This is a genomic window from Streptomyces sp. NPDC017979 (genome assembly GCF_044328175.1).
Lineage (GTDB): Bacteria > Actinomycetota > Actinomycetes > Streptomycetales > Streptomycetaceae > Streptomyces.
Genome location: NZ_JBIRGU010000005.1, coordinates 440,776 through 466,019 on the forward strand (window position 1 = coordinate 440,776; position 25,244 = coordinate 466,019).

At 71.9% G+C, this 25,244-nt stretch carries 14 protein-coding genes and 1 tRNA gene; 11 read left to right on the plus strand and 4 right to left on the minus strand.

Annotated features, from left to right (window positions below):
• The first annotated feature begins 18 nt into the window (after positions 1-18).
• The 11 genes from ACH4E8_RS17540 to ACH4E8_RS17590 all read left to right on the plus strand — a co-directional run bounded on the left by ACH4E8_RS17540 (position 19) and on the right by ACH4E8_RS17590 (position 17,485).
• The gene (locus tag ACH4E8_RS17540; RefSeq protein ID WP_361542645.1) at positions 19-372 is read left to right on the plus strand and encodes an STAS domain-containing protein; all 354 of its coding nucleotides are present in this window, start codon (positions 19-21) and stop codon (positions 370-372) included.
• 140 nt (positions 373-512) lie between these two features.
• Complete coding sequence (locus ACH4E8_RS17545) at positions 513-959, plus strand: ATP-binding protein (RefSeq protein WP_398449013.1); 447 nt, start codon at positions 513-515, stop codon at positions 957-959.
• 611 nt (positions 960-1,570) lie between these two features.
• The gene (locus ACH4E8_RS17550; RefSeq protein ID WP_398449015.1) at positions 1,571-3,988 is read left to right on the plus strand and encodes a sodium-translocating pyrophosphatase; all 2,418 of its coding nucleotides are present in this window, start codon (positions 1,571-1,573) and stop codon (positions 3,986-3,988) included.
• 306 nt (positions 3,989-4,294) lie between these two features.
• Complete coding sequence (locus ACH4E8_RS17555; RefSeq protein ID WP_398449017.1) at positions 4,295-4,885, plus strand: small secreted protein; 591 nt, start codon at positions 4,295-4,297, stop codon at positions 4,883-4,885.
• 143 nt (positions 4,886-5,028) lie between these two features.
• Positions 5,029-6,588, plus strand: a complete 1,560-nt coding sequence (locus ACH4E8_RS17560; protein WP_398449019.1) for a methyltransferase — start codon at positions 5,029-5,031, stop codon at positions 6,586-6,588.
• A 534-nt stretch (positions 6,589-7,122) separates the two neighbouring features.
• Positions 7,123-7,320, plus strand: coding sequence for a hypothetical protein (locus ACH4E8_RS17565; protein WP_398449021.1), 198 nt, complete (start codon positions 7,123-7,125; stop codon positions 7,318-7,320).
• Between the two features lie 526 nt (positions 7,321-7,846).
• Entirely contained in the window at positions 7,847-10,693 is a 2,847-nt protein-coding gene (gene topA / locus ACH4E8_RS17570) for a type I DNA topoisomerase (protein WP_398449023.1), read from the plus strand.
• A 234-nt stretch (positions 10,694-10,927) separates the two neighbouring features.
• Positions 10,928-14,269: a dTMP kinase gene (gene tmk, locus ACH4E8_RS17575; protein WP_398449025.1), complete on the plus strand. Its 3,342-nt coding sequence runs from the start codon at positions 10,928-10,930 to the stop codon at positions 14,267-14,269.
• A gap of 153 nt (positions 14,270-14,422) precedes the next feature.
• Positions 14,423-15,628: a DNA polymerase III subunit delta' gene (locus tag ACH4E8_RS17580; RefSeq protein ID WP_398449027.1), complete on the plus strand. Its 1,206-nt coding sequence runs from the start codon at positions 14,423-14,425 to the stop codon at positions 15,626-15,628.
• Positions 15,629-15,716: 88 nt separating this feature from the next.
• On the plus strand, positions 15,717-17,276 hold the full coding sequence (locus tag ACH4E8_RS17585; protein ID WP_398449029.1) for an alpha/beta fold hydrolase: 1,560 nt from the start codon (positions 15,717-15,719) through the stop codon (positions 17,274-17,276).
• A gap of 135 nt (positions 17,277-17,411) precedes the next feature.
• Positions 17,412-17,485, plus strand: a tRNA-Thr gene (locus ACH4E8_RS17590).
• Between the two features lie 125 nt (positions 17,486-17,610).
• Here the strand turns inward: ACH4E8_RS17590 and ACH4E8_RS17595 are convergent.
• The 4 genes from ACH4E8_RS17595 to ACH4E8_RS17610 all read right to left on the minus strand — a co-directional run bounded on the left by ACH4E8_RS17595 (position 17,611) and on the right by ACH4E8_RS17610 (position 25,128).
• Entirely contained in the window at positions 17,611-18,783 is a 1,173-nt protein-coding gene (locus ACH4E8_RS17595) for a hypothetical protein (protein ID WP_398449031.1), read from the minus strand.
• Between the two features lie 86 nt (positions 18,784-18,869).
• The gene (gene fxlM, locus ACH4E8_RS17600) at positions 18,870-20,951 is read right to left on the minus strand and encodes a methyltransferase, FxLD system (protein WP_398449033.1); all 2,082 of its coding nucleotides are present in this window, start codon (positions 20,949-20,951) and stop codon (positions 18,870-18,872) included.
• A 23-nt stretch (positions 20,952-20,974) separates the two neighbouring features.
• Positions 20,975-22,195 (minus strand): lanthionine synthetase C family protein, encoded by a 1,221-nt coding sequence (locus ACH4E8_RS17605; RefSeq protein ID WP_398449034.1) that lies wholly within the window; start codon positions 22,193-22,195, stop codon positions 20,975-20,977.
• Positions 22,192-25,128, minus strand: a complete 2,937-nt coding sequence (locus tag ACH4E8_RS17610) for a lantibiotic dehydratase (RefSeq protein ID WP_398449226.1) — start codon at positions 25,126-25,128, stop codon at positions 22,192-22,194. The genes ACH4E8_RS17605 and ACH4E8_RS17610 overlap by 4 nt, the downstream gene beginning before the upstream one ends.
• Between the last annotated feature and the right edge of the window lie 116 nt (positions 25,129-25,244).

Consider the following 25,244-nt stretch of genomic DNA (forward strand, 5'->3'; position numbering starts at 1 on the left):
CAAGGTGCTGGAGGATCCGTGGACCTGTCCCTGTCGACTCGCGTTGTATCCGGTCCCGCCGGCGACCGTACGGTCGTCGAGGTCGGTGGCGAGATTGATGTGTATACCGCGCCCAAGCTGCGCGAGCAGTTGGTCGAGCTGGTGAACGACGGCAGTTATCACCTGGTCGTCGACATGGAAGGCGTGGACTTCCTCGACTCCACCGGGCTGGGCGTACTGGTGGGTGGCCTCAAGCGCGTGCGCGCGCACGAGGGCTCGCTGCGCCTGGTCTGCAACCAGGAGCGCATTTTGAAGATCTTCCGGATCACGGGCCTGACGAAGGTGTTCCCGATCCACACCACGGTCGACGAGGCGGTCGCGGCCGCCGACTGAGGTCGGCCCGCGGCAGTTCGAGAACACTGCAAGACCGCCGGCGGCACACGGGGTCGCCGGCACCACCGGAAGATCGGGGGAGCCGGGCAGCCAGTCCGGGTGCCCCCGATAGGCCCGCCCGTACGTCCGAGGGGGATCTCATGACCACCGTCGAGCTTCGCTTCAGTGCCCAACCCGAGCACGTCAGGACCGCCCGATTGGTGGCTGCTGCGGTGGCGCGCCGGGCCGGGGTCGACGAAGCCGTGCTGGACGAGGTCCGGCTCGCGGTCGGCGAGGCGTGCAGTCGCGCCGTCGGGCTGCACCGCAGCCACGGCATCACGTCGCCGATCAAGGTCGTGCTGACCGAGGAGGACAAGACGTTCTCCATCGAGGTGGGGGACGAGGTCTCCGGCGGTCCGGGCGGTGACGGCTCCCAAGGCGGTGCCGCCGGCCCGTACGGCGGCGTGGACGACGAGACCGACGGCGAGGACGACATGGGCCTCGCGGTCATCAGCGGTCTCGTCGACGACGTGGAGGTCTCCTCCACGGAAGAGGGCGGCGTGATCCGGATGAGCTGGCCGACGACCCCCGTGTCCGTCGTGCCCTGACCTCTGCATTCCTAGCCGGGCCCGGCGCCGGGCCCCAGCTCTGACCTTCGGGCTCCCAAGCCGCGGCCCGGGGGATCAGACCTCGGGCTCGGCGTCGGGCTCCGGCTCGGTCCGGGTGCGTTCGACGACGTCCTGCTCCCGCCTGAGGACGCCGTGCCCCCTGTTCCGTGGCCGCAAGAGCGCGCCGTTTGCGGTCGGTCCTCCGGCCGGCCCTCGGGTCGGTCCTGGAGGCCGGGCCCTGCGGTCGGGCCTGCGGTCTCGGTGTCTTTCCGGGCGTAACGGTTCCGTGGCGCCAGCCCGCAGCCGTCGGGCCGGGTGGCGCGATCGCGTCGATCCGGGGCGCCGGGCAGTTCGGACCCGTCCGGACCGACCCCTTCGAAAAGACCCTGCTCAGCAGGGTCTTTTTTCTTTTTCTCGGATCATTTCATAGATCATTGATCATGCGTCAATGCTTTCGCCCCATTACCTCTTTCGGGCGTATTTACGGAACCTGATCTTTTGTCGAGCGGCGCCTGAAGGTCACTTGTCATTTCTTGCACTCTGTTTTGATCAGGTTCCGCTCCCTACAATCCGTCCACATCTTGAGCTCTGGACGACGTCAAGGAGGACGAATGGCGGGGCTCTCCAATCTTGAAATGATCGATCACTCCACATCTCTCTCGGCCGCGGTGCTCACCGACGACAATCGGGTCATCGTGATCGTCATCGCCGTGGTCGCGGCGGCGGCGCTCGTCGTGGCCCAACTGCTGGTACGCCAGGTGTTGGCGGCCGGCGAAGGCACTGAGTCGATGAAGAAGATCGCGGCGGCGGTGCAGGAAGGCGCAAATGCCTATCTCGCCCGGCAGCTACGCACGCTCGGCATCTTCGCCGTCGTGGTCTTCTTTCTGTTGTTCCTCCTTCCGGCGGACGACTGGTCGCAGCGCACCGGCCGATCTTTGTTCTTCCTGGTGGGCGCGATTTTCTCGGCGGCCACCGGTTACATCGGCATGCGGTTGGCCGTACGAGCAAATGTGCGGGTGGCCGCTGCCGCCCGTGAAGCGACCCCGGGCCCGGGTGAGCCGGAAAAGGATCTGACGGCCGTATCCCACCGCGCGATGAAGATCGCATTCCGTACCGGCGGCGTGGTCGGCATGTTCACCGTCGGTCTCGGGCTGCTCGGCGCCTCCTGCGTCGTCCTCGTCTACGCGGCCGACGCCCCCAAGGTCCTGGAGGGCTTCGGCCTCGGGGCCGCGCTGATCGCCATGTTCATGAGGGTCGGCGGCGGCATCTTCACCAAGGCGGCCGACGTCGGCGCCGACCTCGTCGGCAAGGTGGAGCAGGGCATCCCCGAGGACGACCCGCGCAATGCGGCGACCATCGCCGACAACGTGGGCGACAACGTCGGCGACTGCGCGGGCATGGCCGCCGACCTCTTCGAGTCCTACGCCGTGACCCTCGTTGCGGCCCTCATCCTGGGCAAGGCGGCCTTCGGCGACGCCGGACTCGCCTTCCCGCTGATCGTTCCGGCGATCGGCGTGGTCACCGCGATGATCGGCATCTTCGCGGTCGCCCCGCGGCGCGCCGACCGCAGCGGCATGACCGCCATCAACCGCGGCTTCTTCGTCTCCGCCGTGATCTCCCTCGCGCTCGTCGCGACGGCGGTCTTCGCCTATCTGCCCTCCTCCTACGCCGACCTGGACGGCGTCACCGAGGCGGCCATCAAGGCGAACGACGGCGATCCGCGCGTGCTCGCGCTCGTCGCGGTGGCCATCGGCATCGTGCTCGCCGCCCTGATCCAGCAGCTCACCGGCTACTTCACCGAGACCAGCCGGCGCCCGGTCAAGGACATCGGCAAGTCGTCCCTCACCGGACCCGCCACCGTCGTCCTCGCCGGCATCTCCGTCGGTCTGGAGTCCGCCGTCTACACGGCGCTGCTGATCGGCCTCGGCGTGTACGGCGCGTTCCTGCTCGGCGGCGCGACGATCACGCTGGCGCTCTTCGCGGTGGCGCTCGCCGGCACCGGACTGCTGACCACCGTCGGCGTCATCGTCGCCATGGACACCTTCGGCCCGGTCTCCGACAACGCGCAGGGCATCGCCGAGATGTCGGGCGACGTGGAGGGCGCCGGCGCCCGGGTCCTCACCGACCTGGACGCCGTCGGCAACACCACCAAGGCCATCACCAAGGGGATCGCCATCGCCACCGCCGTACTGGCGGCAGCGGCGCTCTTCGGCTCGTACCGCGACGCCATCGCCACCGCCGCGCGGGACGTCGGCGAGAAACTGGGCGACGGCGCCCCCGTCAACCTGGTGATGGACATCTCCCAGCCCAACAACCTCGTCGGGCTCGTCCTCGGCGCCGCGGTCGTCTTCCTCTTCTCCGGACTGGCGATCAACGCGGTGGCGCGCTCGGCCGGTGCCGTGGTGTACGAGGTGCGGCGACAGTTCCGCGAGCGCCCCGGGATCATGGACTACACCGAGAAGCCGGAGTACGGCCGGGTCGTCGACATCTGCACCAAGGACGCCCTGCGCGAACTCGCCACTCCGGGGCTGCTCGCCGTGCTCACCCCCATCGCCGTCGGCTTCTCGCTCGGCGTCGGGGCGCTCGGCGCGTTCCTCGCGGGCGCCATCGGCACCGGCACGCTGATGGCCGTCTTCCTGGCCAACTCGGGCGGCGCGTGGGACAACGCCAAGAAGCTCGTCGAGGACGGTCACCACGGCGGCAAGGGCAGCGAGGCCCACGCCGCGACCGTCATCGGCGACACCGTCGGCGACCCGTTCAAGGACACGGCGGGACCCGCGATCAATCCGCTGCTCAAGGTGATGAACCTGGTGGCGCTGCTGATCGCACCGGCGGTCGTCCAGTTCAGCTACGGAGAGGACGCCAGCGACGGCGTCCGGGCGCTGATCGCGGGCCTCGCCATCGCCGTCATCGTCGGGTCGGTGTACGTGTCCAAGCGGCGCGGCATCACCGTCGGCGACGACGAACCCAGCGTCAAGGGCGCGGAGCACGGGGCCAAGTCCGCCGACCCCGCCGCCGTGCAGACGTGAAGTGAGGTAGGCACCCGAAGTACTCGAAGTGCCCGAGGTGCCGGAAGCACCCGAGGTGCCGGAAGTACGCGAAGTGCCTGGGGTGCCCGACACGTGCCCGTTGGCCCGGTCCGTTCGTCCGGCCGTCCCCCCGAGGGACGACCGGCGGGCGGACCGGGCCGATTCACGAGGATGTGTCTTGTCTCTCCCTGTCACCCTTGGTGCAAATGGCTGCAATAGCACATGAACCTGACCTTCGGCCGGCGAATGTCGCCCACTTGGCGTGTAAGTTCCGGGGCGCAAGGAGCCTTGGAAGGGACCGATCCGGTGAACAAGAAGCTTGCAACTGCACTGTCCGGTGGCGCGGTACTGGTACTCGCACTGACCGGCTGCGGCAGCAGCGAGGAAAAGAACACGGTCGACGACTGGGCCAAGAAGTACTGCGACCAGGCGAAGGCCCAGTTCAAGAGCAAGGCCGAGGCCGAGCAACTCATCCGCTCGACCGCGACCGACGGCAAGCCGGCCGACATCCAGGCGGCCGACTCCAAGGCGTTCCAGGACCTGGCCGACGCGAACAAGGCGTTCGCCGCCGCCTTCAACAGCGCGGGCGCCACACCCGTCGAGAAGGACGCGGAACTCGTCAAGGCGGCCGTCGCCGAGCGTGACGCGAACGCCAAGTCGTACGTCGACCTGAAGAAGCAGATGGACGGCCTCGACGTCCAGGACCAGCAGACCTTCGCGGACGGCCTCAAGGGCGTCGCGGACGGCCTCGCGAAGGTCGAGGAGAACGAGAACGCCTGGAACAAGCTCCGGGACAGCGAGACCGGCCGGGCGATGGCGAAGCAGCAGGGCTGCAAGCCGGTGAAGGTCGTCACCCCGCCGGCGTCGGGCGGCGCGTCGGGGTCCACCGCGCCGTGACGTCCTCGCGTCGCCGCGGCGCGTCCGTCACCGCGGCGCGTCCGTTGCGTCGTCGCGTCGCCGTGTCTGTTGCGTCGCCGCGTCCGTCAGCCCGACGGGCCGGCGACGCGCTGTTGCGCGGGCGATCCGGGGACAATGAGCGGGTGAGTACGACCGCAGTCATCCCCCGGATCCCCTCGCCCGCCCACGCGCCCGGCCTCCGCGCCGCCCTGCTCGCCGCGGACTTCACCGCCGACGGGCTGCTGGAGCTGCTCGGAGCCCCCGCGTACGCCGCGCTCGCCCGCAGTGAGACCGTGCCCGCGCTCCGGGCCACCCGCGGTGACGGTGCGCTGGAGGCGCTCGTACGGCTCTTCCTGCTCCAGCAGCCCGTGGCGCACGAGCGGGCCGCGAGCGTCCTCCCGGTGGCCGAATGCCTCGCCGACGGTTGGCTCGTCGCGGACGACGGCGCCGCCCACGGCGGGGACGACGGGCTTGGTGACGGCGGTGCGACCGTGCGGGCGACCGTCGACGTGCGGCCCTACGGCGGGCCCGCCGGCGAGGACTGGTTCATCGTCTCCGACCTCGGGTGCGCCGTCGGCGGCGCGGCGGGCGCGGGCGGCCAGGGCGAAGGCGTCGTACTCGGCGTCGGCGGTGCCTCCACCACGCTCGCCGGCATCACCGTGCGCACCCCCGTCGCCGCCGCGCTCGACCTCGGCACCGGCTCCGGCATCCAGGCGCTGCACGCCGCCCGGCACGCCACGCGCGTCACCGCGACCGACCTCAACCCGCGGGCCCTCGACTTCACCCGCCTCACGCTCGCGCTCTCCGGCGCGCCCGAGGCGGAGCTGTTGACCGGTTCCCTCTTCGAGCCCGTCGCGCACGACACGTACGACCTGATCGTGTCGAACCCGCCGTTCGTCATCTCGCCCGGCGCCCGCCTCACGTACCGGGACGGCGGAATGGCCGGCGACGACCTGTGCCGCACCCTCGTCCAGCAGGCCGGCGAACGGCTGAACGACGGCGGGTACGCGCAGTTCCTGGCCAACTGGGAGCACGTGGACGGCGAGGACTGGCAGGACCGCGTACGGGCGTGGGTGCCGCGCGGCTGCGACGCGTGGATCGTCCAGCGCGAGGTGCAGGACGTCACGCAGTACGCCGAACTGTGGCTGCGCGACAGCGGTGACCACCGGGGCGATCCCGCGCGGTACGCGGCGCGGTACGAGGAGTGGCTGGACGAGTTCGACGCGCGGCGCACCAAGGCGGTCGGCTTTGGCTGGATCACGCTGCGGAAGGCCGCGGCGGAGCAGCCGTCGATCGTGGTGGAGGAGTGGCCGCACCCGGTGGAGCAGCCGTTGGGCGACGCCGTCGTCGCGCACTTCGCCCGGCAGGACTACTTGCGCACGCACGACGACGCGGCGCTGCTCGCCGATCACTTCGTGCTCGCCGCGGACGTCGTGCAGGAGCAGGTGGGGGAGCCGGGCGAGGAGCACCCGGAGCACGTGGTGCTGCGGCAGGGGCGCGGGGTGCGCCGGGCGACGAAGGTCGACACGGTCGGAGCGGGGTTCGCCGGCGCGTGTGACGGGTCGCTGAGCGCGGGGCGCATCCTCGACGCGATCGCGCAGTTGCTGGGGGAGGACCCGGTCGGACTGCGGGACCGGACGCCGGGAGCGCTGCGGTTGTTGGTGGGCGAGGGCTTCTTGGTGCCGGTGTCCTTGCGGGGGTGAGGGGGTACGCGAAGGGGCTCGCGCTCCTGGGCACCCCCGCCGTTTCCCCGCGGGACTTCTTGGTCTCCGCGGCCCGGCGGTGGGCCTGGCGCGCGGTTCCTCCCCCTGTGCCCTGGGGGTAGGTGGGGGTGCCCCCAGCGCCCCCAAAACCCTCGTCCACGGCCCGCAGTCGAACGGCGGGGGCCAGCACATCAGGGGCGCGGGGAACTGCGCGAGCAACCACCCGCGGTCCGCAGAGACCGACGCCCCCACGAGGGCAAGCGGCGCGTACGTCCAGGGGCGCTGGGCCCCACGCCCCCAGCGCACGGGGGGAGGAACTGCGCGCCAGGCCCACCACCGGGCCGCAGAGGCCAACGGACGGATGGGGCTATGGCGGGTGTGCCCGCGGCAGGCGCAGGCGCAGGCGCGGGCGCTTCCGCGGGGCCGGGCGGGTGAAGTGGCGTGGCGTTCATGCGGAATTCGCGTGGGGGACGCTCCGGGGTGCCAGCCTCTGGGGTCTTGCTGGGCAGGACTCAAGAAGGGCGGGGTGCGCCGATGGAGAGCGGGCCGGCGATCTTCGCAGGAATGGCGTTCGGGCTGTTCGGGGTCGGGCTGCTGGTGTGGACCGGGGTGCGGGTCGCGCACCGCGCGCCCGTCGCGGCCGGGGTGAGCGCGGGCGCGGCCGTCGCGCTGACGACGCTTTCGGGCGCGGCCTCCCTCGCCCTCGGGCTGTGGTGCCTGACCCGGGTGTGATCACGGGGCGGTCGGGCGCTTGGGGCGCTGGACGAACCCGCGCACCTCGTCGGCCACCCCCGCCGCCACGCTTCGGCCTTCTTCAGCGCCCGCCGACCACGCGCTCTCCCCGCCGCCACCGGACCTGTCACCAGGCCATCACCGAAGGCGCCGGGAGCGGCTTGCAGCACGGGACGAGTGCACCCCCTCCGTACCCCGCACCGCACCCGAGCGGCCCCTTCCGCACCCGGTGGCGATGCCGTCGCGGCGGCCGTCGGAACCCCGCGACCCGGACTTCCCGCCCCACCGGCGTGTCGGTCCGGGCGGCAGGAACGGTCGGACTCGGGTTACCGTTCGAGTGGCCGTTGTGGGCTTTCGCCGTTTGACACGGGGGCGGGTTGTACCGTCACACTCCGCAGCGGCGGCAGCACCAACGCAGCACCGGCCGGCACCGCGCAAGCAGCACGCCGCGCCACCCGGCCGCACGCGACCCCACCCCGGGGCCGCCGAACCGAACACCGAGCCTCGACCGGAGAGAAGAGCGAAGTTGTCCCCGACCAGCGAGACCGCGCGAGGCGGTCGCCGACTCGTGATCGTCGAGTCGCCTGCCAAGGCGAAGACGATCAAGGGCTACCTCGGCCCCGGCTATGTCGTCGAGGCGAGCGTCGGGCACATCCGCGACCTCCCCAACGGCGCCGCCGAGGTGCCGGAGAAGTACACGGGCGAGGTCCGCCGCCTCGGCGTGGACGTCGAGCACGACTTCCAGCCCGTCTACGTCGTCAACGCCGACAAGCGGGCGCAGGTCAAGAAGCTCAAGGAGCAGCTCGCCCAGTCCGACGAGCTCTACCTCGCCACCGATGAGGACCGCGAGGGCGAGGCCATCGCCTGGCACCTCCTTGAGGTCCTCAAGCCGAAGGTCCCCGTCCACCGGATGGTCTTCCACGAGATCACCAAGGACGCGATCCGCGACGCCGTCGCCAATCCGCGCGAGCTGAACCAGCGGATGGTCGAAGCCCAGGAGACCCGCCGCATCCTCGACCGCCTCTACGGCTACGAGGTCTCGCCGGTCCTGTGGAAGAAGGTCATGCCGCGGCTGTCGGCCGGTCGCGTGCAGTCCGTCGCGACCCGGCTCGTCGTCGAGCGGGAGCGCGAGCGCATCGCGTTCCGCTCCGCCGAGTACTGGGACCTGACCGGCACGTTCTCCACCGGCCGCGCCGGCGACCCGTCCGACCCGTCGACCCTGACGGCCCGGCTCGCCGCGGTCGACGGACGGCGCGTCGCCCAGGGCCGTGACTTCGGCTCCGACGGGCAGCTCAAGTCCGGTTCCGGCCAGGTGCTCCACCTCGACGAGGCGAACGCCCGGGCGCTCGCCGCCGCGCTCGCCGACACGTCCTTCTCGGTCCGCTCGGTCGAGTCCAAGCCGTACCGCCGCTCCCCGTACGCGCCCTTCCGCACCACGACGATGCAGCAGGAAGCCTCCCGGAAGCTCGGCTTCGGGGCGAAGGCCACCATGCAGGTCGCCCAGAAGCTGTACGAGAACGGCTTCATCACCTACATGCGTACGGACTCCACCACGCTCTCCGAGACCGCGGTCGCCGCGGCGCGGGCGCAGGTGACGCAGCTGTACGGGCGGGAGTACCTGCCCGAGAAGCCCCGGACGTACGCGGGCAAGGTGAAGAACGCGCAGGAGGCGCACGAGGCGATTCGCCCTTCGGGTGATCGTTTCCGCACCCCGGCCGAGACCGGGCTGACCGGTGACCAGTTCCGGCTGTACGAGCTGATCTGGAAGCGGACCGTCGCCTCCCAGATGAAGGACGCCGTCGGCAACTCCGTCACCGTCAAGATCGCGGGGACGGCGTCGGACGGTCGGGACGCCGAGTTCACCGCGTCCGGCAAGACGATCACCTTCCACGGCTTCATGAAGGCGTACGTGGAGGGCGCGGACGACCCGAACGCCGAGCTGGACGACCGCGAGCGCCGGCTGCCGCAGGTCGGCGAGGGCGACCGGCTGTCCGCCGAGGAGATCACGGTCGACGGGCACGCCACCAAGCCGCCGGCCCGCTACACCGAGGCGTCGCTGGTCAAGGAGCTGGAGGAGCGCGAGATCGGGCGCCCCTCCACGTACGCGTCGATCATCGGCACGATCCTCGACCGCGGCTACGTCTTCAAGAAGGGCACCGCCCTGGTGCCGTCCTTCCTGAGCTTCGCCGTGGTCAACCTGCTGGAGAAGCACTTCGGCCGGCTCGTCGACTACGACTTCACCGCGAAGATGGAGGACGACCTCGACTGCATCGCGCGCGGCGAGGCGCAGGCGGTGCCGTGGCTGAAGCGTTTCTACTTCGGCGTGGACACTGTTGCCGGCGGCGGCTCGGCGGCCGACGCGGGCAACGGTGACGGCGACCACCTCGGCGGGCTGAAGGCCCTCGTCACCGACCTGGGCGCGATCGACGCCCGGGAGATCTCCAGCTTCCCGGTCGGCAACGGCATCGTGCTGCGGGTGGGCCGGTTCGGCCCGTACGTCGAGCGCGGCGAGAAGGACGCGGAGGGCCACCAGCGCGCCGACGTGCCCGAGGACCTCGCGCCCGACGAGCTCACGGCGGAGTACGCGGAGGAGCTGCTGGCCAAGCCCAGCGGGGACTTCGCGCTGGGCAAGGACCCCGTCTCGGGCCACGAGATCGTGGCGAAGGCGGGGCGCTACGGCCCGTACGTCACCGAGGTCCTGCCCGAGGGCACCCCGAAGACCGGCAAGAACGCGGTGAAGCCGCGGACGGCGTCGCTCTTCAAGTCCATGTCGCTGGACACCGTCACGCTGGAGGACGCGCTCCGGCTGATGTCGCTGCCGCGCGTCGTGGGCGCCGACGCCGAGGGCGTGGAGATCACCGCGCAGAACGGCCGCTACGGCCCGTACCTGAAGAAGGGCACGGACTCGCGCTCGCTGGAGACCGAGGACCAGCTCTTCACGATCACGCTGGAACAGGCGCTGGCGATCTACGCCCAGCCCAAGCAGCGCGGTCGGGCCGCGGCCAAGCCGCCGCTGAAGGAGCTCGGGACGGACCCGGTCAGCGAGCGGCCGGTGGTCGTCAAGGACGGGCGGTTCGGGCCGTACGTCACCGACGGCGAGACGAACGCGACCCTGCGGACCGCCGACAGCGTCGAGACGATCACGCCGGAGCGCGGCTACGAGCTGCTGGCCGAGAAGCGCGCGAAGGGGCCCGCCAAGAAGACGGCGAAGAAGGCGCCGGCGAAGAAGGCGACGGCCAAGAAGGCGACGGCGAAGAAGGCCGCGCCCGCCAAGAAGGCCGCGGCGAAGAAGACGACGGCGGCGGCCAAGAAGGCCGCTCCGGCGAAGAAGACGGTGGCGAAGAAGACCGCGGCGCGAGCCACGGACGAGTAACGCCAGCGAGGACGAGTAGCGCCAGCTTGCTACGAAGGGCGCCCCGGCACATGCCGGGGCGCCCTTCGCATGCCGCGCGCCCCGGTGTGCCTCGATGCTTCGTACGGCCGGATCCGGACCCTGGGTGACCGGTTCCGTACGTGCCGTGTACGCCGTACGCATCGCGACTCGCCGACCCGCGCACATGTTCGGACGGGCCTTCGGGGAGCACGACGCTCCGGATAGGCTGGGCGGATGACGCGAGCCGAGCAGCCACCCGAGCAGAAGGCGGTCGTGGGCACCGTCTCAGAGACGGCCTCAGACTCCGGCACAGCTGCACCCGCAGCCTCACCCGCATCAGCGGCCGCGCCGGAGCCCGCCGCAGTGGACGACCTCCTCGCGGCCGACAGCCGCGAGCGCGCCCTGCGGTCCCTGTTGCGCGTGCCGTCGCTGCGGCGACTGTGGCACGCACAGGTCGTCGGGGGCGTCGGGGACGCACTCGCCGTCCTCGTGCTGGTGCTGCTGACCCTTCAGGCGGCCGTCAGCGAGGGCACCTTCGGCGACGGCTACCGGGGCGCGGCGCTCGCCGTCGCCGCGGTGCTCGGCGTCCGGGTCTTCGCCACGCTGCTGTTCGGCGCCGTACTGCTCGGCCCGCTGACCGCGCTCACCGCGGACAAGGGACCGCTCGACCGCCGCTGGACGATGATCGGCGCGGACGTGCTGCGGCTCGGGCTGCTGGTCGTCGCCCCGCTGTGGATCGACTGGACGCCGGCGAACGCACCCCTCTTCCTGCTCGGCACCGTCCTCGTCACGGGCGCCGCCGAACGCTTCTGGACCGTCGCGCGCGACGGCGCCGCACCCGCGCTGCTGCCCGCGCCGCCGCCGGAGGGCGCCGCCGTGCGCCCGCTGCCGGACCACCTCGACGCGGTGCGCCGGCTGTGGCTGCGCACCTCCTTCCTGGTGGTTCCGGCCGCGGCGGTCATCCTGCTGGTGGCGTCCCTCCTCGGCGAGTTGCTGGGGCAGGGCGTGGAGTGGTTCGCCACGCACCAGGCCGCCCTGGGCTCGTACGTCGCGGCCGGACTCTTCGCCGCGTCCGTCTCGGTGCTGTACTTCGTCACGCTGCCCGGTGGGCAGACGCCGCGCCCGCGCTCCCCGCTGGAAGGGCTGCGCCGGCCCGTGGCGGCCGGCACCGCCGACGGCGGCCGGGTCACGGACAAGGGTCGGACCGGTGCCGTGCCGCTGCTCGTGCTGGGCTGCGGGGCGGTCGCCGCGGCGATCTCCGCCGCCGTCGCCGTCTCCGTGCTGCACGCCTACGACCTCGGCGGCGGGCCCGCTGCGTACGCCCTGCTCGTGCTGGCCCTGACCGGCGGCACCGGCCTCGGCATCCGCGGCGCCTCGTCCGTGCTGCCGGCCCTGTCCCGCCGGCGGCTGCTGGCCCTCGCGCTCGCCGTCACCGGCGTCGCGCTGCTGGCCGCCGGGCTGGTCCCGGACACCGCGACCGTGCTGTTCATCGCCGCGCTGGCGGGCTTCGCCGCCGGTGTCGCCGCGCACACCGGGCACGCGCTCATCGACCAGGAGACGGAGGAGTCCCGGCGCGGCCGGATGACCGAACACCTCCAGGCGGTCGTGCGGGTGGCCCTGGCCGGCGGCGCCCTGGCCGCGCCGCTGCTCGCCGCGGTCATCGGTCCGCACCGGCTGGCCGGCGGCGACGTCGTCTTCGCGCACGGCGGCGCGGCGTTCACGCTGATGCTGGTCGGCGCGCTGCTGCTGCCGGTCGCCGCGGTCGTCCTGGCGAAGACCGACGACCGGTCAGGCGTACCGCTGCGGCGCGATCTCGGAGACGCGCTGCGGCGCGGCGCCGACCCGCAGCAGGCCCCCGCCGACACCGGCTTCTTCATCGCCCTGGAGGGCGGCGACGGCGCCGGGAAGTCCACCCAGGTCGAGGCGCTCGCCGAGTGGATCCGCGCCAAGGGCCACGAGGTCGTCGTCACGCGCGAGCCGGGGGCCACCCCGGTCGGCAAGCGGCTCCGCTCGATCCTGCTGGACGTGTCGTCCGCGGGGCTGTCGAACCGTGCCGAAGCGCTGCTGTACGCCGCCGACCGCGCCGAACACGTCGGCTCGGTGATCAGGCCGGCGCTGGAGCGCGGCGCCGTGGTGATCTCGGACCGCTACATCGACTCGTCCGTGGCGTACCAGGGCGCGGGCCGCGACCTGTCCCCGACGGAGATCGCCCGGATCTCGCGCTGGGCAACGGACGGACTCGTTCCGCATCTGACGGTGCTGTTGGACGTCTCGCCGGAGACCGCGCGCGAACGGTTCACGGAAGCGCCGGACCGGCTGGAGTCGGAGCCGGTGGAGTTCCACCAGCGGGTGCGCGCCGGCTTCCTCACGCTGGCCGCCGCGGACCCGGGGCGCTATCTGGTGGTGGACGCCGGGATGGAGCCCGAGTCCGTCACCACCGCGGTGCGCCACCGGCTCGACCGCATGCTGCCGCTCTCCGAGGCCGAGGTGAAGGCGCAGGAGGAGGCCCGCAAGGCGGCCGAGGAGGAGGCCCGTCGCAAGGCGGAGGAAGAGGCCGCGCGCAAGGCCGAGGAAGAGCGCCTGGAGCGGGAGCGCCAGGAGCAGTTGGCCCGGCTGCGCGCGGAGGAAGAGGCGCGCCGGAAGGCGGAGGAGGAGGCCGCGCGGCAGCGCGAGGCCGAACGCCAGGCGGAGGAGGCGCGCCAGCGCGCCGAGGAGGCCAGGCGCCTCGCCGAGGAGGAGCGCCGCAAGCGGGAGGCCGAGGAGAAGGCCCGCCGCGAGGAGCAGGAGCGGCTGCGCCAACTGGCGGAGGAGCAGAAGCGGCTGCGCGAGGAGGCCGAGGCGCGGCGGCTGGAGAAGCAGCGCAAGGCGGAAGAGGCGCTGCTGCGGGCGGAGGAAGCCCGCAAGGCGGCCGAGGAAGAGGCCCGTCGCAAGGCCGAGGAAGAGGCGCAGCGGAAGGCTGAGGAAGAGGCGCGGCGGGCGGCCGAGGAGGAGGCCCGGCGGAAGGCCGAGGCTGCTGAAGCCGCTGCGGCGGCTGAGGCCGCGGCTGCCGCGGCCGAGGAGTCCGCGAACGAGGTCACCGTGCCGACGCCGATCGTCCGTCCGGACGACGTGACGCAGGAGGTTCCGCGGGTCGCGTCGGAGGCGGCCGAGCGGGACTCGCGGGACGAACGGGGCTCGCGGGGCTCGCAGAACTCGCGTGCCGAGCGGGACGTCGAGGAGACGGCGGTGCTGCCGCCGGTGCGCGATCCGCGTGCCGAGCGCGATGTCGAGGAGACGGCCGTGCTGCCGGCCGTGGGCGACGAGTCGCCGGCGGACCGGGTGCCGCAGGGCTTCTTCCGCGATGAGCATGAGGGACGGGACGAGCGGGACGGGCGGGGTGGTGACGACGCCGTCGGCCCCAACGACCGTACGCGCGAACTCCCGCAGGTCGACCCGGACGCGGTGGCCCCTGGTGCCTCCCGACGCCGTCCGGACTGGGCGGAGGAGACCCCGCTCGACGACCTCCCGTCGCTCGCGGACGAACTCCTCGGCCCGCACGACGACGACGGGGACGGCCGCCGCAAGCGCCGTCGCTGACGCGTGCCGCGCATCCGTCATCCGTACCCGCGGACCTGTACGGGTACGGATGCGGGCGCGTCGTCCGTACGCTCGGGACCCGCGCTGTCACACCCAGCGTCCACAATGGAATCCGATCCGTACGCGATGCAGGAAAAAGGCGGGTGACAGCACATGGCCGTGTGGGACGACCTCGTCGGTCAGGAGCGGGTGCAGGAGCAGCTCGCGGCAGCCGCGCGGGACGCCGACGCGCTCGTCACCGCCGACGCCGAGGGCACCCCGCGCCCCGAGGCGTCCAAGATGACGCACGCGTGGCTGTTCACCGGCCCGCCCGGCGCAGGCCGGGACACCGCCGCGCGCGCCTTCGCCGCCGCGCTCCAGTGCGTCAGCCCCGACCGGGCCCTGGGCGGCGCGCCCGGCTGCGGGTTCTGCGACGGCTGCCACACCGCGCTCGTGGGGACGCACGCGGACGTGGAGGTGGTCCGCACCGACCTGCTCTCCATCGGCGTCAAGGAGACCCGCGACCTGGTCCGCCGCGCCCAGCTCTCGCCGGCCATCGGCCGCTGGCAGGTGATCATCCTGGAGGACGCCGACCGCCTGACGGAGGGCGCCGGCAACGTGCTGCTGAAGGCCGTCGAGGAGCCCGCGCCGCGCACGGTGTGGCTGCTGTGCGCGCCCTCCCTGGAGGACGTGCTGCCGACGATCCGGTCCCGCTGCCGCCATCTGACGCTGCGCACGCCCCCGGTCACCGCTGTCGCTGACGTCCTGATCAGGCGGGACGGCATCGAGCCCGACGCTGCGGCCGCCGCGGCCCGGGCCACCCAGGGCCACATCGACCGCGCCCGTCGGCTGGCCAGCGACGAGCGGGCCAGGGCACGCCGGGCCACCGTGCTGAAGCTGCCGCTGCGCGTGGACGACGTCGGCGGCTGCCTCAAGGCGGCCCAGGAGTTGATCGACGCGGCGGCGGACGACGCGAAGCAGGTCGCGGAGGAGTTGGACGTCCGGGAGGCGGAGGAGCTGAAGGCCGCGCTCGGCGCCGCGCAGGGCGGCCGGATGCCGCGGGGCACCGCCGGCGCGATGAAGGAGTTGGAGGACCGCCAAAAGCGCCGCCGTACGCGTACCCAGCGGGACAGCCTGGACCTGGCGCTCAGCGACCTGACCGGCTTCTACCGGGACGTGCTCGCCCTCCAGTTCGGCAGCGAGGTCGCCCTCGCCAACACCGACGTGCGCGACGCCCTCGAACGGATCGCCCGCGCGTCCACGCCCGAGCGCACCCTGCGCCGGATACAGGCGGTGGTGTCCTGCCGGGAGGCCCTGGAGGCGAACGTCGCCCCGCTGCTGGCGGTGGAGGCGATGACGATGGCGCTGCGCGCCGGCTGAGCCGGGCCTGAGCCGCGCAGCCCCGCGGCCGTCCCCGTACGGGTGAGGCCGGGGCCCGGACGGCGGCGACCTCGCCTACGCTCCGGGGATGGACCCACGGCGTTTCCTCCGCAGCTCCGCCCTCGCCCTGGTCGCGACGGGCGCCCTGCTCTCCGGCTGCACGGCCGGGGACTCCTCGCCCTCGCCCGCCACCTCGGGCGGCCCGGGCGCGGGCGCAGGCGACGCCCGCACCGCCCCGTCCGCAGCGCTGAAGCCGTACTACGCGCAGCAGCTGAAGTGGCGGGACTGCGGGGCGGAGGGCTTCAAGTGCGCCACGCTGAAGGCCCCGCTGGACTACGCGAAGCCCGCCGGGGAATCCGTGGAGCTGGCCGTCGCCCGCAAGAAGGCCACCGGCCCCGGCGACCGCATCGGCTCCCTCCACGTGAACCCCGGCGGCCCGGGCGGCTCCGCGGTCGAGTACCTCCAGGCGTACGCGGGCATCGGCTACCCCGCCCCCGTGCGCGCCCGCTACGACCTGGTCGCGATGGACCCGCGCGGGGTGGCCCGCAGCGAGCCGATCGAGTGCCTCGACGGCAAGGGCATGGACAAGCACACCCAGGTCGACCAGACCCCGGACACCCAGCAGGAGGCGGCCCGGCTGGTCGAATCGTTGAAGGGCTTCGCCGAGGGGTGCAAGAAGCGCTCCGGCCGGGTCCTGCCGCACGTCTCCACCGCGGACGCGGCCCGCGACATGGACGTGCTGCGCGCCGTGCTCGGCGACGCGAAGCTCTCGTACGTCGGCGCCTCGTACGGCACCTTCCTCGGCGCGACGTACGCCGAACTCTTCCCCGCCCGCACCGGCCGGCTGGTGCTCGACGGCGCGATGGACCCCGCCCTGTCGGCCCGCGAGCTGAACCGCGACCAGACGGCGGGCTTCGAAACCGCGTTCCAGTCGTTCGCGAGGGACTGCGTCAAGCGCAAGGACTGCCCGCTGGGCACCGCGTCGGTGACGGACGCCTCCGACCGCCTCGCCGAGTTCTTCACCGACGTGGACGCCAAGCCCGTCCCCACCGGCACCGACCGCGCACTCGGCGAGTCGCTGGCCACCACGGGCGTGCTCACCGCGATGTACGACGAGGCGGCCTGGCCCCAGCTCCGCACCGCCCTCACCGGCGCGATGGCCGGTGACGGCGCCGCGCTCCTCGGCCTCGCGGACACGTACTACGAGCGCGACCCGGACGGCCGCTACGCGAACCTGATGTTCGCCAACGCCGCCGTGAACTGCCTCGACGCCCCGCCCGCCTTCACCGACCCCGAGCAGGTGACGGCCGCGGTCCCGGACTTCCAGCAGGCGTCCCCCGTCTTCGGCCGCAACTTCGCCTGGTCGGCCCTGAACTGCTCCTACTGGCCCAGCCCCGCCACCGGCACCCCCCACCGCATCGAGGCCAAGGGCGCCGCCCCCCTCCTCGTCGTCGGCACCACCCGCGACCCGGCGACCCCCTACAAGTGGTCGCAGTCCCTCGCGTCCCAGCTCTCCTCCGGCACCCTGCTGACGTACGACGGCGACGGCCACACCGCGTACGGCCGCGGCAGCGACTGCATCGACACCGCGATCAACACCTACCTCCTCGAAGGCACGGTCCCCCCGGACGGCAAACGCTGCCGCTGACCCCCGGCGCACCCCACCCCTGAGGTGCAGGGTCGCCCCCGCGGAGGTGGTCGGGGGCACCCGGAAGAACCCTGTAGACTGAGCGCCGCTGCTGATGCGAACGTATCCCCGCGAGGGGTCTTCGATCCGTAGCGCGCCGCCTTAGCTCAGTTGGCCAGAGCAACGCACTCGTAATGCGTAGGTCTCGGGTTCGAATCCCGAAGGCGGCTCAGAAAACCCCAGGTCACGTATCCCTTGACCTGGGGTTTCTGTTGCTCGGGGCATGGTCTGTCACGCGGCCTGAGTGCCGAGCGGAATGCTTGGGTGAGCCATGCGTGAGCGGGAGGTTCCTGCTCTACTCGCTGCGCATCTTTTGCTGGGTACTTTCCCGTCCTCGGCTAGGTCTTCTTGGACCGCTTGGCTTCCCGTTGGTGCTTTGAAAGCTGTCCCGGATCACCTTGCCGCTGGTGCGTAAGGCCGAGGCCAGTGCACTGTGCAGGTCCTCCGGGATCGTCCCCGCTCCCAGGGCGCAGGCATTGACCAGCTCGTGGCACTCCTGGACCCCACGCTCCGTGGCGAGAGTGAGAAAGAGTGGATGGGCCAGGACCGCGCGGGCGGCGTAGCCGTCCTCGGCCTCCGTCGTCCTGCGGTGGAGGTCTTCCACGACGCGGTGTGCCGCAGGTGCCTCGGGGGAGCCGATCGCGTCGAGGACGGTGAGGCCGAGCCGGATGTCGAAGACGGTCATTCCGGGCTCGGCCTGCCGGTGAAGGTAGGCCGAGGTCAGTTCCGACAGGTGGTCGTCGAACGATTGCCGGGCCTCGCGGCGGCACAGGACGGTCAGGCAAGCTGTGACGGTCTCTTCCCACGGGTCGCCGGGTGTCGTGTCTCGGAGGAGATCCGCTGCTGATTCCGGGGCGCTAGAAACGAGTGAGGCGAGAACGGCGACCTGGCGGCCGTCGAGCATTCGGCTGCCCACGCCTCGGTGGGACTCGATGTGCTTCAGCGCCTCGGCCCAGCGTCCGGCGGTGGTGAGGGTGCGCGTGCCGTCGGCGAGGAGTACGCGCCAGAGCCACGCGCGGGCCTCTTGGCGGTCCTCGTCGGTCGCGGCGAGATCCGCCGGCACCTCGACACCGTCGAACCGAGCGGTCGCACCGGTCTCGACGGCGTCGTAGAGGTCGAGCAGTCGCTGGCGGCCTTCGTCGGGGTGGCCGGCACGGATCTGGAGGCGGGCGAGGTTGACGACGGGTTCGAGTCCTCGGATCGCACTCGTTCCGGGCAGCGGGCAGGAGTCGAGATAGGCGGCGGCGTGCTGGTGGCACATCTCGCGGGCGAGGCCGGGAAGGTCCAGGTCGGAGGCGATGAGGGCGGCCTGGTTGTAAACGGCCGACGCCAGTCCCTGGTCAGCCTTCCGCACTGCGGTGTCGGCCAGGGCGACGAGTGCGCGGACGCGCTCGGGCAGGGGCAGACAGGCCGGGCGGAATCGGGCGACGAGCGGGAAGCGCTGGGCTATGGGGCCGTGCGGGTCCATGGGTCCCCCGGGGTGTGAGTCGCAACTGAGGGGCGGCGGTGCCCGCCCGCCGTATGCCGACGGGCACCTCCGCTATTCGCGGGGTGTCACTGCCAGTCGACGACAATCCGGTTCAGTGGAGTGTCGACGGCGAAGAGGCCGGTGCGCTGTTCGACAGGCGCGGCGTCGAGAGACTGGATCTCGAAGGTGGCCTCACGGCCGCGATAGTTCCGGTCCCAGGTGCGGATCGCGTCCGCGACCTTCGCGGCCAGCTCGTCGCTGCCGGGGCCGTGGCCGATGACGCCGAACTCCCAGAGCTTGCCGCCTTCCGGGGTCCGCTTCTCCAGCAGCCGCCGGGCCAGATAGGTGACGGCGCCCTTCTCCACGGTCGCGGTGGACGAGGGGTACGGGTCCTCGGTGAGCAGCCCGCTCTTGGCGCTCTGGGGGAACAGCATCCGGATCAGGCCGGAGGGCAGGGAGCAGGTGAGGAACAGCTCCATCCACTCCGGCGACTCCATGGCGCGAACCGTCATCCCGGTCCACTCCTCGGTGCGCGGCTGTTCCAGAACATTGGCGAGGGCGTCGGCGTCGATGTCCTGGCCGGCGGGGGCCTGGAGCCGGACGGTGCCGTCGGCGCTGAGCGGGATGACGCGGCGGTCGTCGTCGGCGATGCCGCGCCGGAGCGGCATGAAGGTGTTCATCTCGCTGCCGAGGGATACCCACCGGCCGTCGCGCTGTTCGTACGCGATGGAGCGGGCGACGCTGCCCTTGAGGCGCTGGGGCACGAGCAGCCGTCCGCCGGGGGCGAGCTGATCCAGCCAGGCGTGCGGCACGCCGTGTGCGCCGACAGTGGCGATGATCCGGTCGTACGGCGCTCCCTCCGCGTACCCAAGGGCTCCATCCCTGGTCACGGCCTTGGCATTGGTGATCCCGGCGGCGGCGAGATGGGCGCGTGCTCCCTCAACGAGGTCGTCGTCGACGTCCAGGGTGGTGACGTGACCGCTCTCGCCGACGAGGTGCGCGAGGAGAGCGGCGTTGTAGCCGCTTCCGGCACCGAGTTCGAGGACGCGCTCGCCGGGCCGGACGTCGAGCTGGTCCAGCATGAGGGCGACGACCCCAGGCTGGGATGCGCACGAGATGGAGGTGCCGTCGGTGTCGTACTTGATGTGCACCGGGGCGTTGGCGTAGGCGTCTTCGAGAGATGCTTCGGGCACGAACACATGGCGGGGAACGGACCGCAGAGCGTTCTCGACGGCGGGGGTTCGGGCGTGACCGTTCTCCCGGATCCGGTCGACCAGGGCGTTGCGAAGGCGCTCGGCGTCCGCCGAGTCGGTGGTGATCGTGTCGGTGTTCACCGCGCCGACGCTAGCGGCGTCTGCCGCTGACCCGCTGGGCGATGCGGTGTTGTCACTGGTTCCCATGACTACCTCTCGTGCGATGTTGAACAGAGCGCTCTGGTCGTCCCGGAGGAGACCGGCGCGGTTGGCGTGGAAGATCGTGTGGTGGGCGATGACGGCCCGCAGGCCACGGGTGAGAACGCCGTGTCCGGCGAGGCTGGCGAGGGCTGCTCCCGCCTGTTCGAAGGCGGTGACCCATGCGTCGTGCCCGTGGAGCGGGCCGCCCGGGTGGCAGAGGTCATGGGCCTCGGCGGTCATCAGCTTCCGCATGGCGGGAGCCAGCGTGGCGGCTCGCCCGGGCGGCAGAGGATCGGTAGTCGGCCGGAGTGCGGCCACCTTCACCCAGACGTCACCCTGCTCGAACCAGTCGAGTCCAGCACCGCGCATCATCGCGCTGACCAGCAGGACGACGGTCTCCCGGCGCCCCAGGTACCCCGGGCCGGGCTGGTAGGCCAACAGATGGCGGCAGTCGTCGGCGAACAGTTGGTGGGCGGTCTCCATGGCCGTCGGTCCGCCGAACGCGTCGACCTCGGGCTCGTATATGCCGGGCCGCCAGGACGAGACCGAGCGCTCGCCGACGAGGTCGTCCAGCAGCGACTGGATGACCGGGGAGGGTTCGTCAGCGCGGTATCGCAGCGGCCAGGGCTGCTTGTTCATGAACCACCAGCCGGTGAGCTGCCCGGTTGCCTCGGCGTTGGTCAGGGCGGGGGCGAGACATTCGGCGATGACGCGGCGGGCGCCTGATCGGTCGACGAAGGTGATGTTGTGCTGCTGCCAGCGGTCGGAGGGCATCGCGGGGTCCTTCGGTCGGTGGATCAGGCGACGAGCAGACAGGCGTCCCAGGCGGAACGGGGTGGGACGGCGGTGCTGGGCGCGATGAGTGCCAGGGCCGTGCCGACGGCACCGTCGAGCAGGCCGGGGTCTCCGTTCCGGAATGCGGTGCCTGCCGAATGAATCGCGTCCAGGAGGGCGGGAATTGAGGCGCGGATGCGGCCTGCGGTCGAGCTGTGAGCGTCGTCGGCTGCCCGGGTTGCGATGTGGACAAGCCCTGCGAGCCCGTGGCACAGACCCTTGTCCGTCGTGGCCTTGAGCTGGTCGACGTCGGTGAGGGCAGCCACGAGGGCGTTCTCCGCCTCGGTCTGCCGGTCGATGTCGCCGAGGACGATCGCGGCGAGCTGCTGGGCGCGGGCAAGGCCGGCGGTGCCGTAGCACCAAGAGGGTCGCTGGACTGGAGATGGGGCGCCGCAGCCGGTCCGCAGCTCGTCCCGGGTGATCCAGTACGGCCAAGCCTGACCGGCTTTCCAACGGTCCAGCCAGGTCAGGATGGTGCCCATCGCCGTGTGGTGCCCGTGGACGACGGTGCCGTGCCGGGCAGCCAGGGCCAGAAGCGCGAGCACTCCGCCGATGCCGTGGGCCATGCCGTTGTTGGCGTGGCCGCGGGGGAAGCGGTCGTCTGGGTGGCCAGAGGGTCCGGTGTCGGTCCACCAGCCGGGCAGGGCCTCGTCCTGGTGGGCCAACGGTTCGGTGAGGCGTACGACGTAGTCGAGCACAGCACGCGTCGTGGCTCCGTCGGGAGCGTGGCGCAGCAGGTAGGCGCCGTATCCCGTCAGCCCTCGGATCGCGTCGAACTCGGCGAGCTGCGGCAGACGCCCGGCGTCGATACGGCGGTGGGCGGCATCCAACCGGCGTCCGACGTCGATCGCGATCTGGTCGTTCATCGTGTTCAGCGCGCGTTGGTATGAGCCGGGGAGGTGGTCCGCCGCGCAGGCCAGCGCGTGGGCGAGGGCGGGCGTCCCGTAGAAGGGGTGGCTGTCGGGACCGCTGGTAAGAGGCTGGCGGGAGGCGGCGGCGAGCCAGTCGTGAGCGCGCTGCCACGGCCCGAGGCCGCGTGCGGCTCGTTCGATGTGCAGGAGCGCGATGCCAGCAGGGCCATAGGCCAGGTGCTGCCGGTACGAGGGGGAGAACCGCTGTACCTCGGGATCGGCGAGCCGGGACGCGATGACGTCGACCAGGCCGAGAGCTGGGTGGGTGGTCATGCCGGCCTCCTCTTGGCACGCGCGGTCCAGGCGAGAGCGGTGGCGCGCGCCAGGTAGAGGCACACTTCTTCCTCGGGGAAGTTCACCGCGACGTGCCGTACGAAGTGGACGTGCAGGAGTGACGTCAGGACATCGTCGATGGCAATGCCTCGGGTGTCCGGACCGGGCAGGTGCGGGCGATAGGCGGCGAGTGCCGCGTCCCGTTCTGCCCATCCCGCCACGATGGCCTCCCCGCCCGGCACTCCGCGCAGTGCCGACCAGCCGTCGCGGGGATCGGCAAGTCGTACGGCCTCGCTGAACAGCGCGCGGGGCACGGACGCGGGCGCCGTCGGTGGGATGTGGTCGATCAGCCACCGCATCCCGGCTTCGGTGCAGCCAAGGAAAGCTGAGGCGATGGAGACGGTGTGCGCCGCCACCAGGGCGCGTTGGCCGGGGCGCTGCCGCTGTGCGAGCTGCGTCACCACGGCGCGCGAGTCGGCGCGGAACACCTCTTCGGCGGCCTCCCACGCCGCTCTGGAACCCCAGCGTCCCATCTCGCGGTACGAGGTGGGGTATCGGAGGTCCGCCAGCAGTCCGGCGCTGCGCATCTCGTCGCCCCACTCGCTCACCGCACGAGTGGTCTCGGCAAAGGCTTCTGGATGAGGGAGGGCGATACGTACGCGGAGGTGCTGGGCCGGGTCACGGAAGCGGATGAACCACCAGGGTGGGTTGCCGAGCCGCTTCAGCAGTTCGGGCAGGCGCTGGGCGAGCAAGGTGTCCTGGCGGCGGGCGTCTCCGTACAGGGCCGCCAGGAGCACGGACGAGGAGGCAGGAGTCTGCATCTGCGCTGGTGAGAGGGTGCGAGCCGCAGTAGGAGCGGGCAGGGGCGGCCAGGCAGCCGGCCGTACCGCCTTGAGGGGCACCACGACCTCGTGGGCGCGCCCGTCGCACCAGCCGTACTCCTCCGGGGCTTCGACCAGCACGGCGGCGGGTGTCCGGTCGAGGTGCTGGCGGAGCAGCGTTCGGTGGCCAGCCTCGTCGAGGTCGAGGAAGAGGTGCCGGTCCCCTTCCATCAGGTAAACCTGACGCGGTAACCGTCGCCGGACCCGCCAGTCGGCCAGAGCTGTATCCCACTGGGCGAAGCCGGACAGCTCCGATGCCTCCAGTCGCCAGCGTGCCGGGGCCAGCACCGTACGCCCGTAGCGGAGCCGCGGCAGGAACGGCATTGCCGCTGCGGCACCCCAGTCGAAGACGGTGACCTGTGCGCACTGGGCGCGGGACAGTTCGGTGAGAAACCGCGCCAGCGGCGGGGTGTGCGTGTGCAGGTTGAGCGCGTTCATCCCGACGGCTTCGACCCGGTGGCCTCGCCCTGGGGTTGCCAGGTACATACGGCGTCCGTCGCACGCGACCGCGAGGTCGTCGGGGGTGAGTACGCCGACACCTGGGGCGCGGTGCTCCTGGAGGCTGATCATGGTGGGCAGGACCTGGGGCGCCCGGGTGACATGAGCGCTTTCGGGTAACAGCGGCGGGAAGGAGAGCTGCGCGGGCACGGTGTCGCTGTCTGCGGCTGGCAGACCGACCAGTTCCGCGCTCAGCACCTCCCGGTCTGCGGGCTCCAGCACGCTGAGAAAACGGCCCGTGGAGACGCCCGCGCCGCGTGACACGCTCACGACCTCCAGCCGGAAACGCCCGCGCCGCAGCTCCTCCAGGCTGGCCGAGTGGACCCGTACGCCCATCTCCAGATGCGGAGGGAGCCGTGGCTCGTCCGGCCCCACATCAAGAGCGGCGATGAGTTCCTCGGTGAGGACGACCTCGTCGCGCCCTTCCAGCGCGGCCGTCTGCGCCAGGCGTACGAGGACGTCGTCCCGAGCGGAGATCCGAGGCCGACGCGCACCGCCCGGCGTACCCGGGTAGCCGTCGGGGTAGCCGACGCCGCTGTCCGCCACGACCTCCTTGAGCGGCACCATCGTGCCGATGCCGTACCGCTCGTAGAACCGCTGGTGGTACTCGCCCCACGCGACCGTTCCGTACGGACGCGCACTCAACCGGGTCAGGACGAGCGCGGCCTGTTCTACCTCCCGGGCCACTGCCTCCGGCAGTGCGAGCCGGGCGTTCAGCCGCAGGTCGAACGCGATGGGGTGGCGCTTCCCGCCCGGTACGAGCTCCCGCATCCGCACGGCGACTCTGTCCCGCTCATCCCGTGTGGCGCACTTCTCCAGGCGCACCCTGATGGCGTGCAGCTCGGTCACTGTCTTGGAGATCGGAGCGACGGTCCCGGCATCGGCCGCGTCAAGCTGTTCGACGAGGTACCCGAGGGCGTCGGGCTCGGTACTCGGCGCGTGCAGGCTGGTGACCAGGACCCGCCGTCGGATCAGCTCTTCCAACAGCCGGTGAGTCTTCTCCGGTCCGGCCTCGGGGAACTCCGTCCACAACTTGCTCAGGAGCGCTCTGGCCCTGACCGGAGCCTTGGCGGCGGCGAGCGCCACACGCACAGGTGCGGTGAGAGTGAGCGTCGCCTCGACCGCCCGGGTCCCGTCGCCTCGGTCATCTGACTGGAATGGCACGACGAGCCGGTCTCCACGTACAAATGCGGTGTTGTTGGCGATGACCGGCAGCCGTTCAAGGAGTTCCGGGCACGACTCCAGCCGCTGTACGACGGCGGCCAGCCATTCCGCTCCAGCCCGGCCGACGAGGACATGCCCCTCGCCCCAATCCGCGCGCGGCTGCGATTTCCACGTCGCGGTGGCCACCCCGGCGAACAGACCGAACGGTGTCGCCCGGTGCTGGACCCGCAGCAGATAACGGATCACGGATTGAGCCGTGCGTCGAAGGTCCCGTGGAGCGGGACGCCGACTCGTGGACACTTCCTGCACCTGCGCGGCCAGGGACGGGCTGGAGTGCCGCAAGGACTCGGCGAGGTCCTGGTCCGCCCAGACCGCGCGAAGCCAGGTCACCTGGGCTGTCGCGCTGCCGGGCTCGTCAAGCTCAGGGCATGGGGGAACCGACAACGACGGGCGGGCGACGGCGCGCACGAGGGCGGTTGCCCCGGCGCGGTACGCCGCGGTCGGGA

What these genes read in the sequence shown, in the direction of transcription:
- ACH4E8_RS17545 (WP_398449013.1), top strand. Translation starts at nt 513, where the DNA reads ATGACCACCGTCGAGCTTCGCTTCAGTGCCCAACCCGAGCACGTCAGG.
- ACH4E8_RS17550 (WP_398449015.1), top strand. Translation starts at nt 1,571, where the DNA reads ATGGCGGGGCTCTCCAATCTTGAAATGATCGATCACTCCACATCTCTC.
- ACH4E8_RS17565 (WP_398449021.1), top strand. Translation starts at nt 7,123, where the DNA reads ATGGAGAGCGGGCCGGCGATCTTCGCAGGAATGGCGTTCGGGCTGTTC.
- tmk (WP_398449025.1), top strand. Translation starts at nt 10,928, where the DNA reads ATGACGCGAGCCGAGCAGCCACCCGAGCAGAAGGCGGTCGTGGGCACC.
- ACH4E8_RS17580 (WP_398449027.1), top strand. Translation starts at nt 14,423, where the DNA reads ATGGCCGTGTGGGACGACCTCGTCGGTCAGGAGCGGGTGCAGGAGCAG.
- ACH4E8_RS17585 (WP_398449029.1), top strand. Translation starts at nt 15,717, where the DNA reads ATGGACCCACGGCGTTTCCTCCGCAGCTCCGCCCTCGCCCTGGTCGCG.
- ACH4E8_RS17595 (WP_398449031.1), bottom strand. Translation starts at nt 18,783, where the DNA reads ATGGACCCGCACGGCCCCATAGCCCAGCGCTTCCCGCTCGTCGCCCGA.
- fxlM (WP_398449033.1), bottom strand. Translation starts at nt 20,951, where the DNA reads ATGCCCTCCGACCGCTGGCAGCAGCACAACATCACCTTCGTCGACCGA.
- ACH4E8_RS17605 (WP_398449034.1), bottom strand. Translation starts at nt 22,195, where the DNA reads ATGACCACCCACCCAGCTCTCGGCCTGGTCGACGTCATCGCGTCCCGG.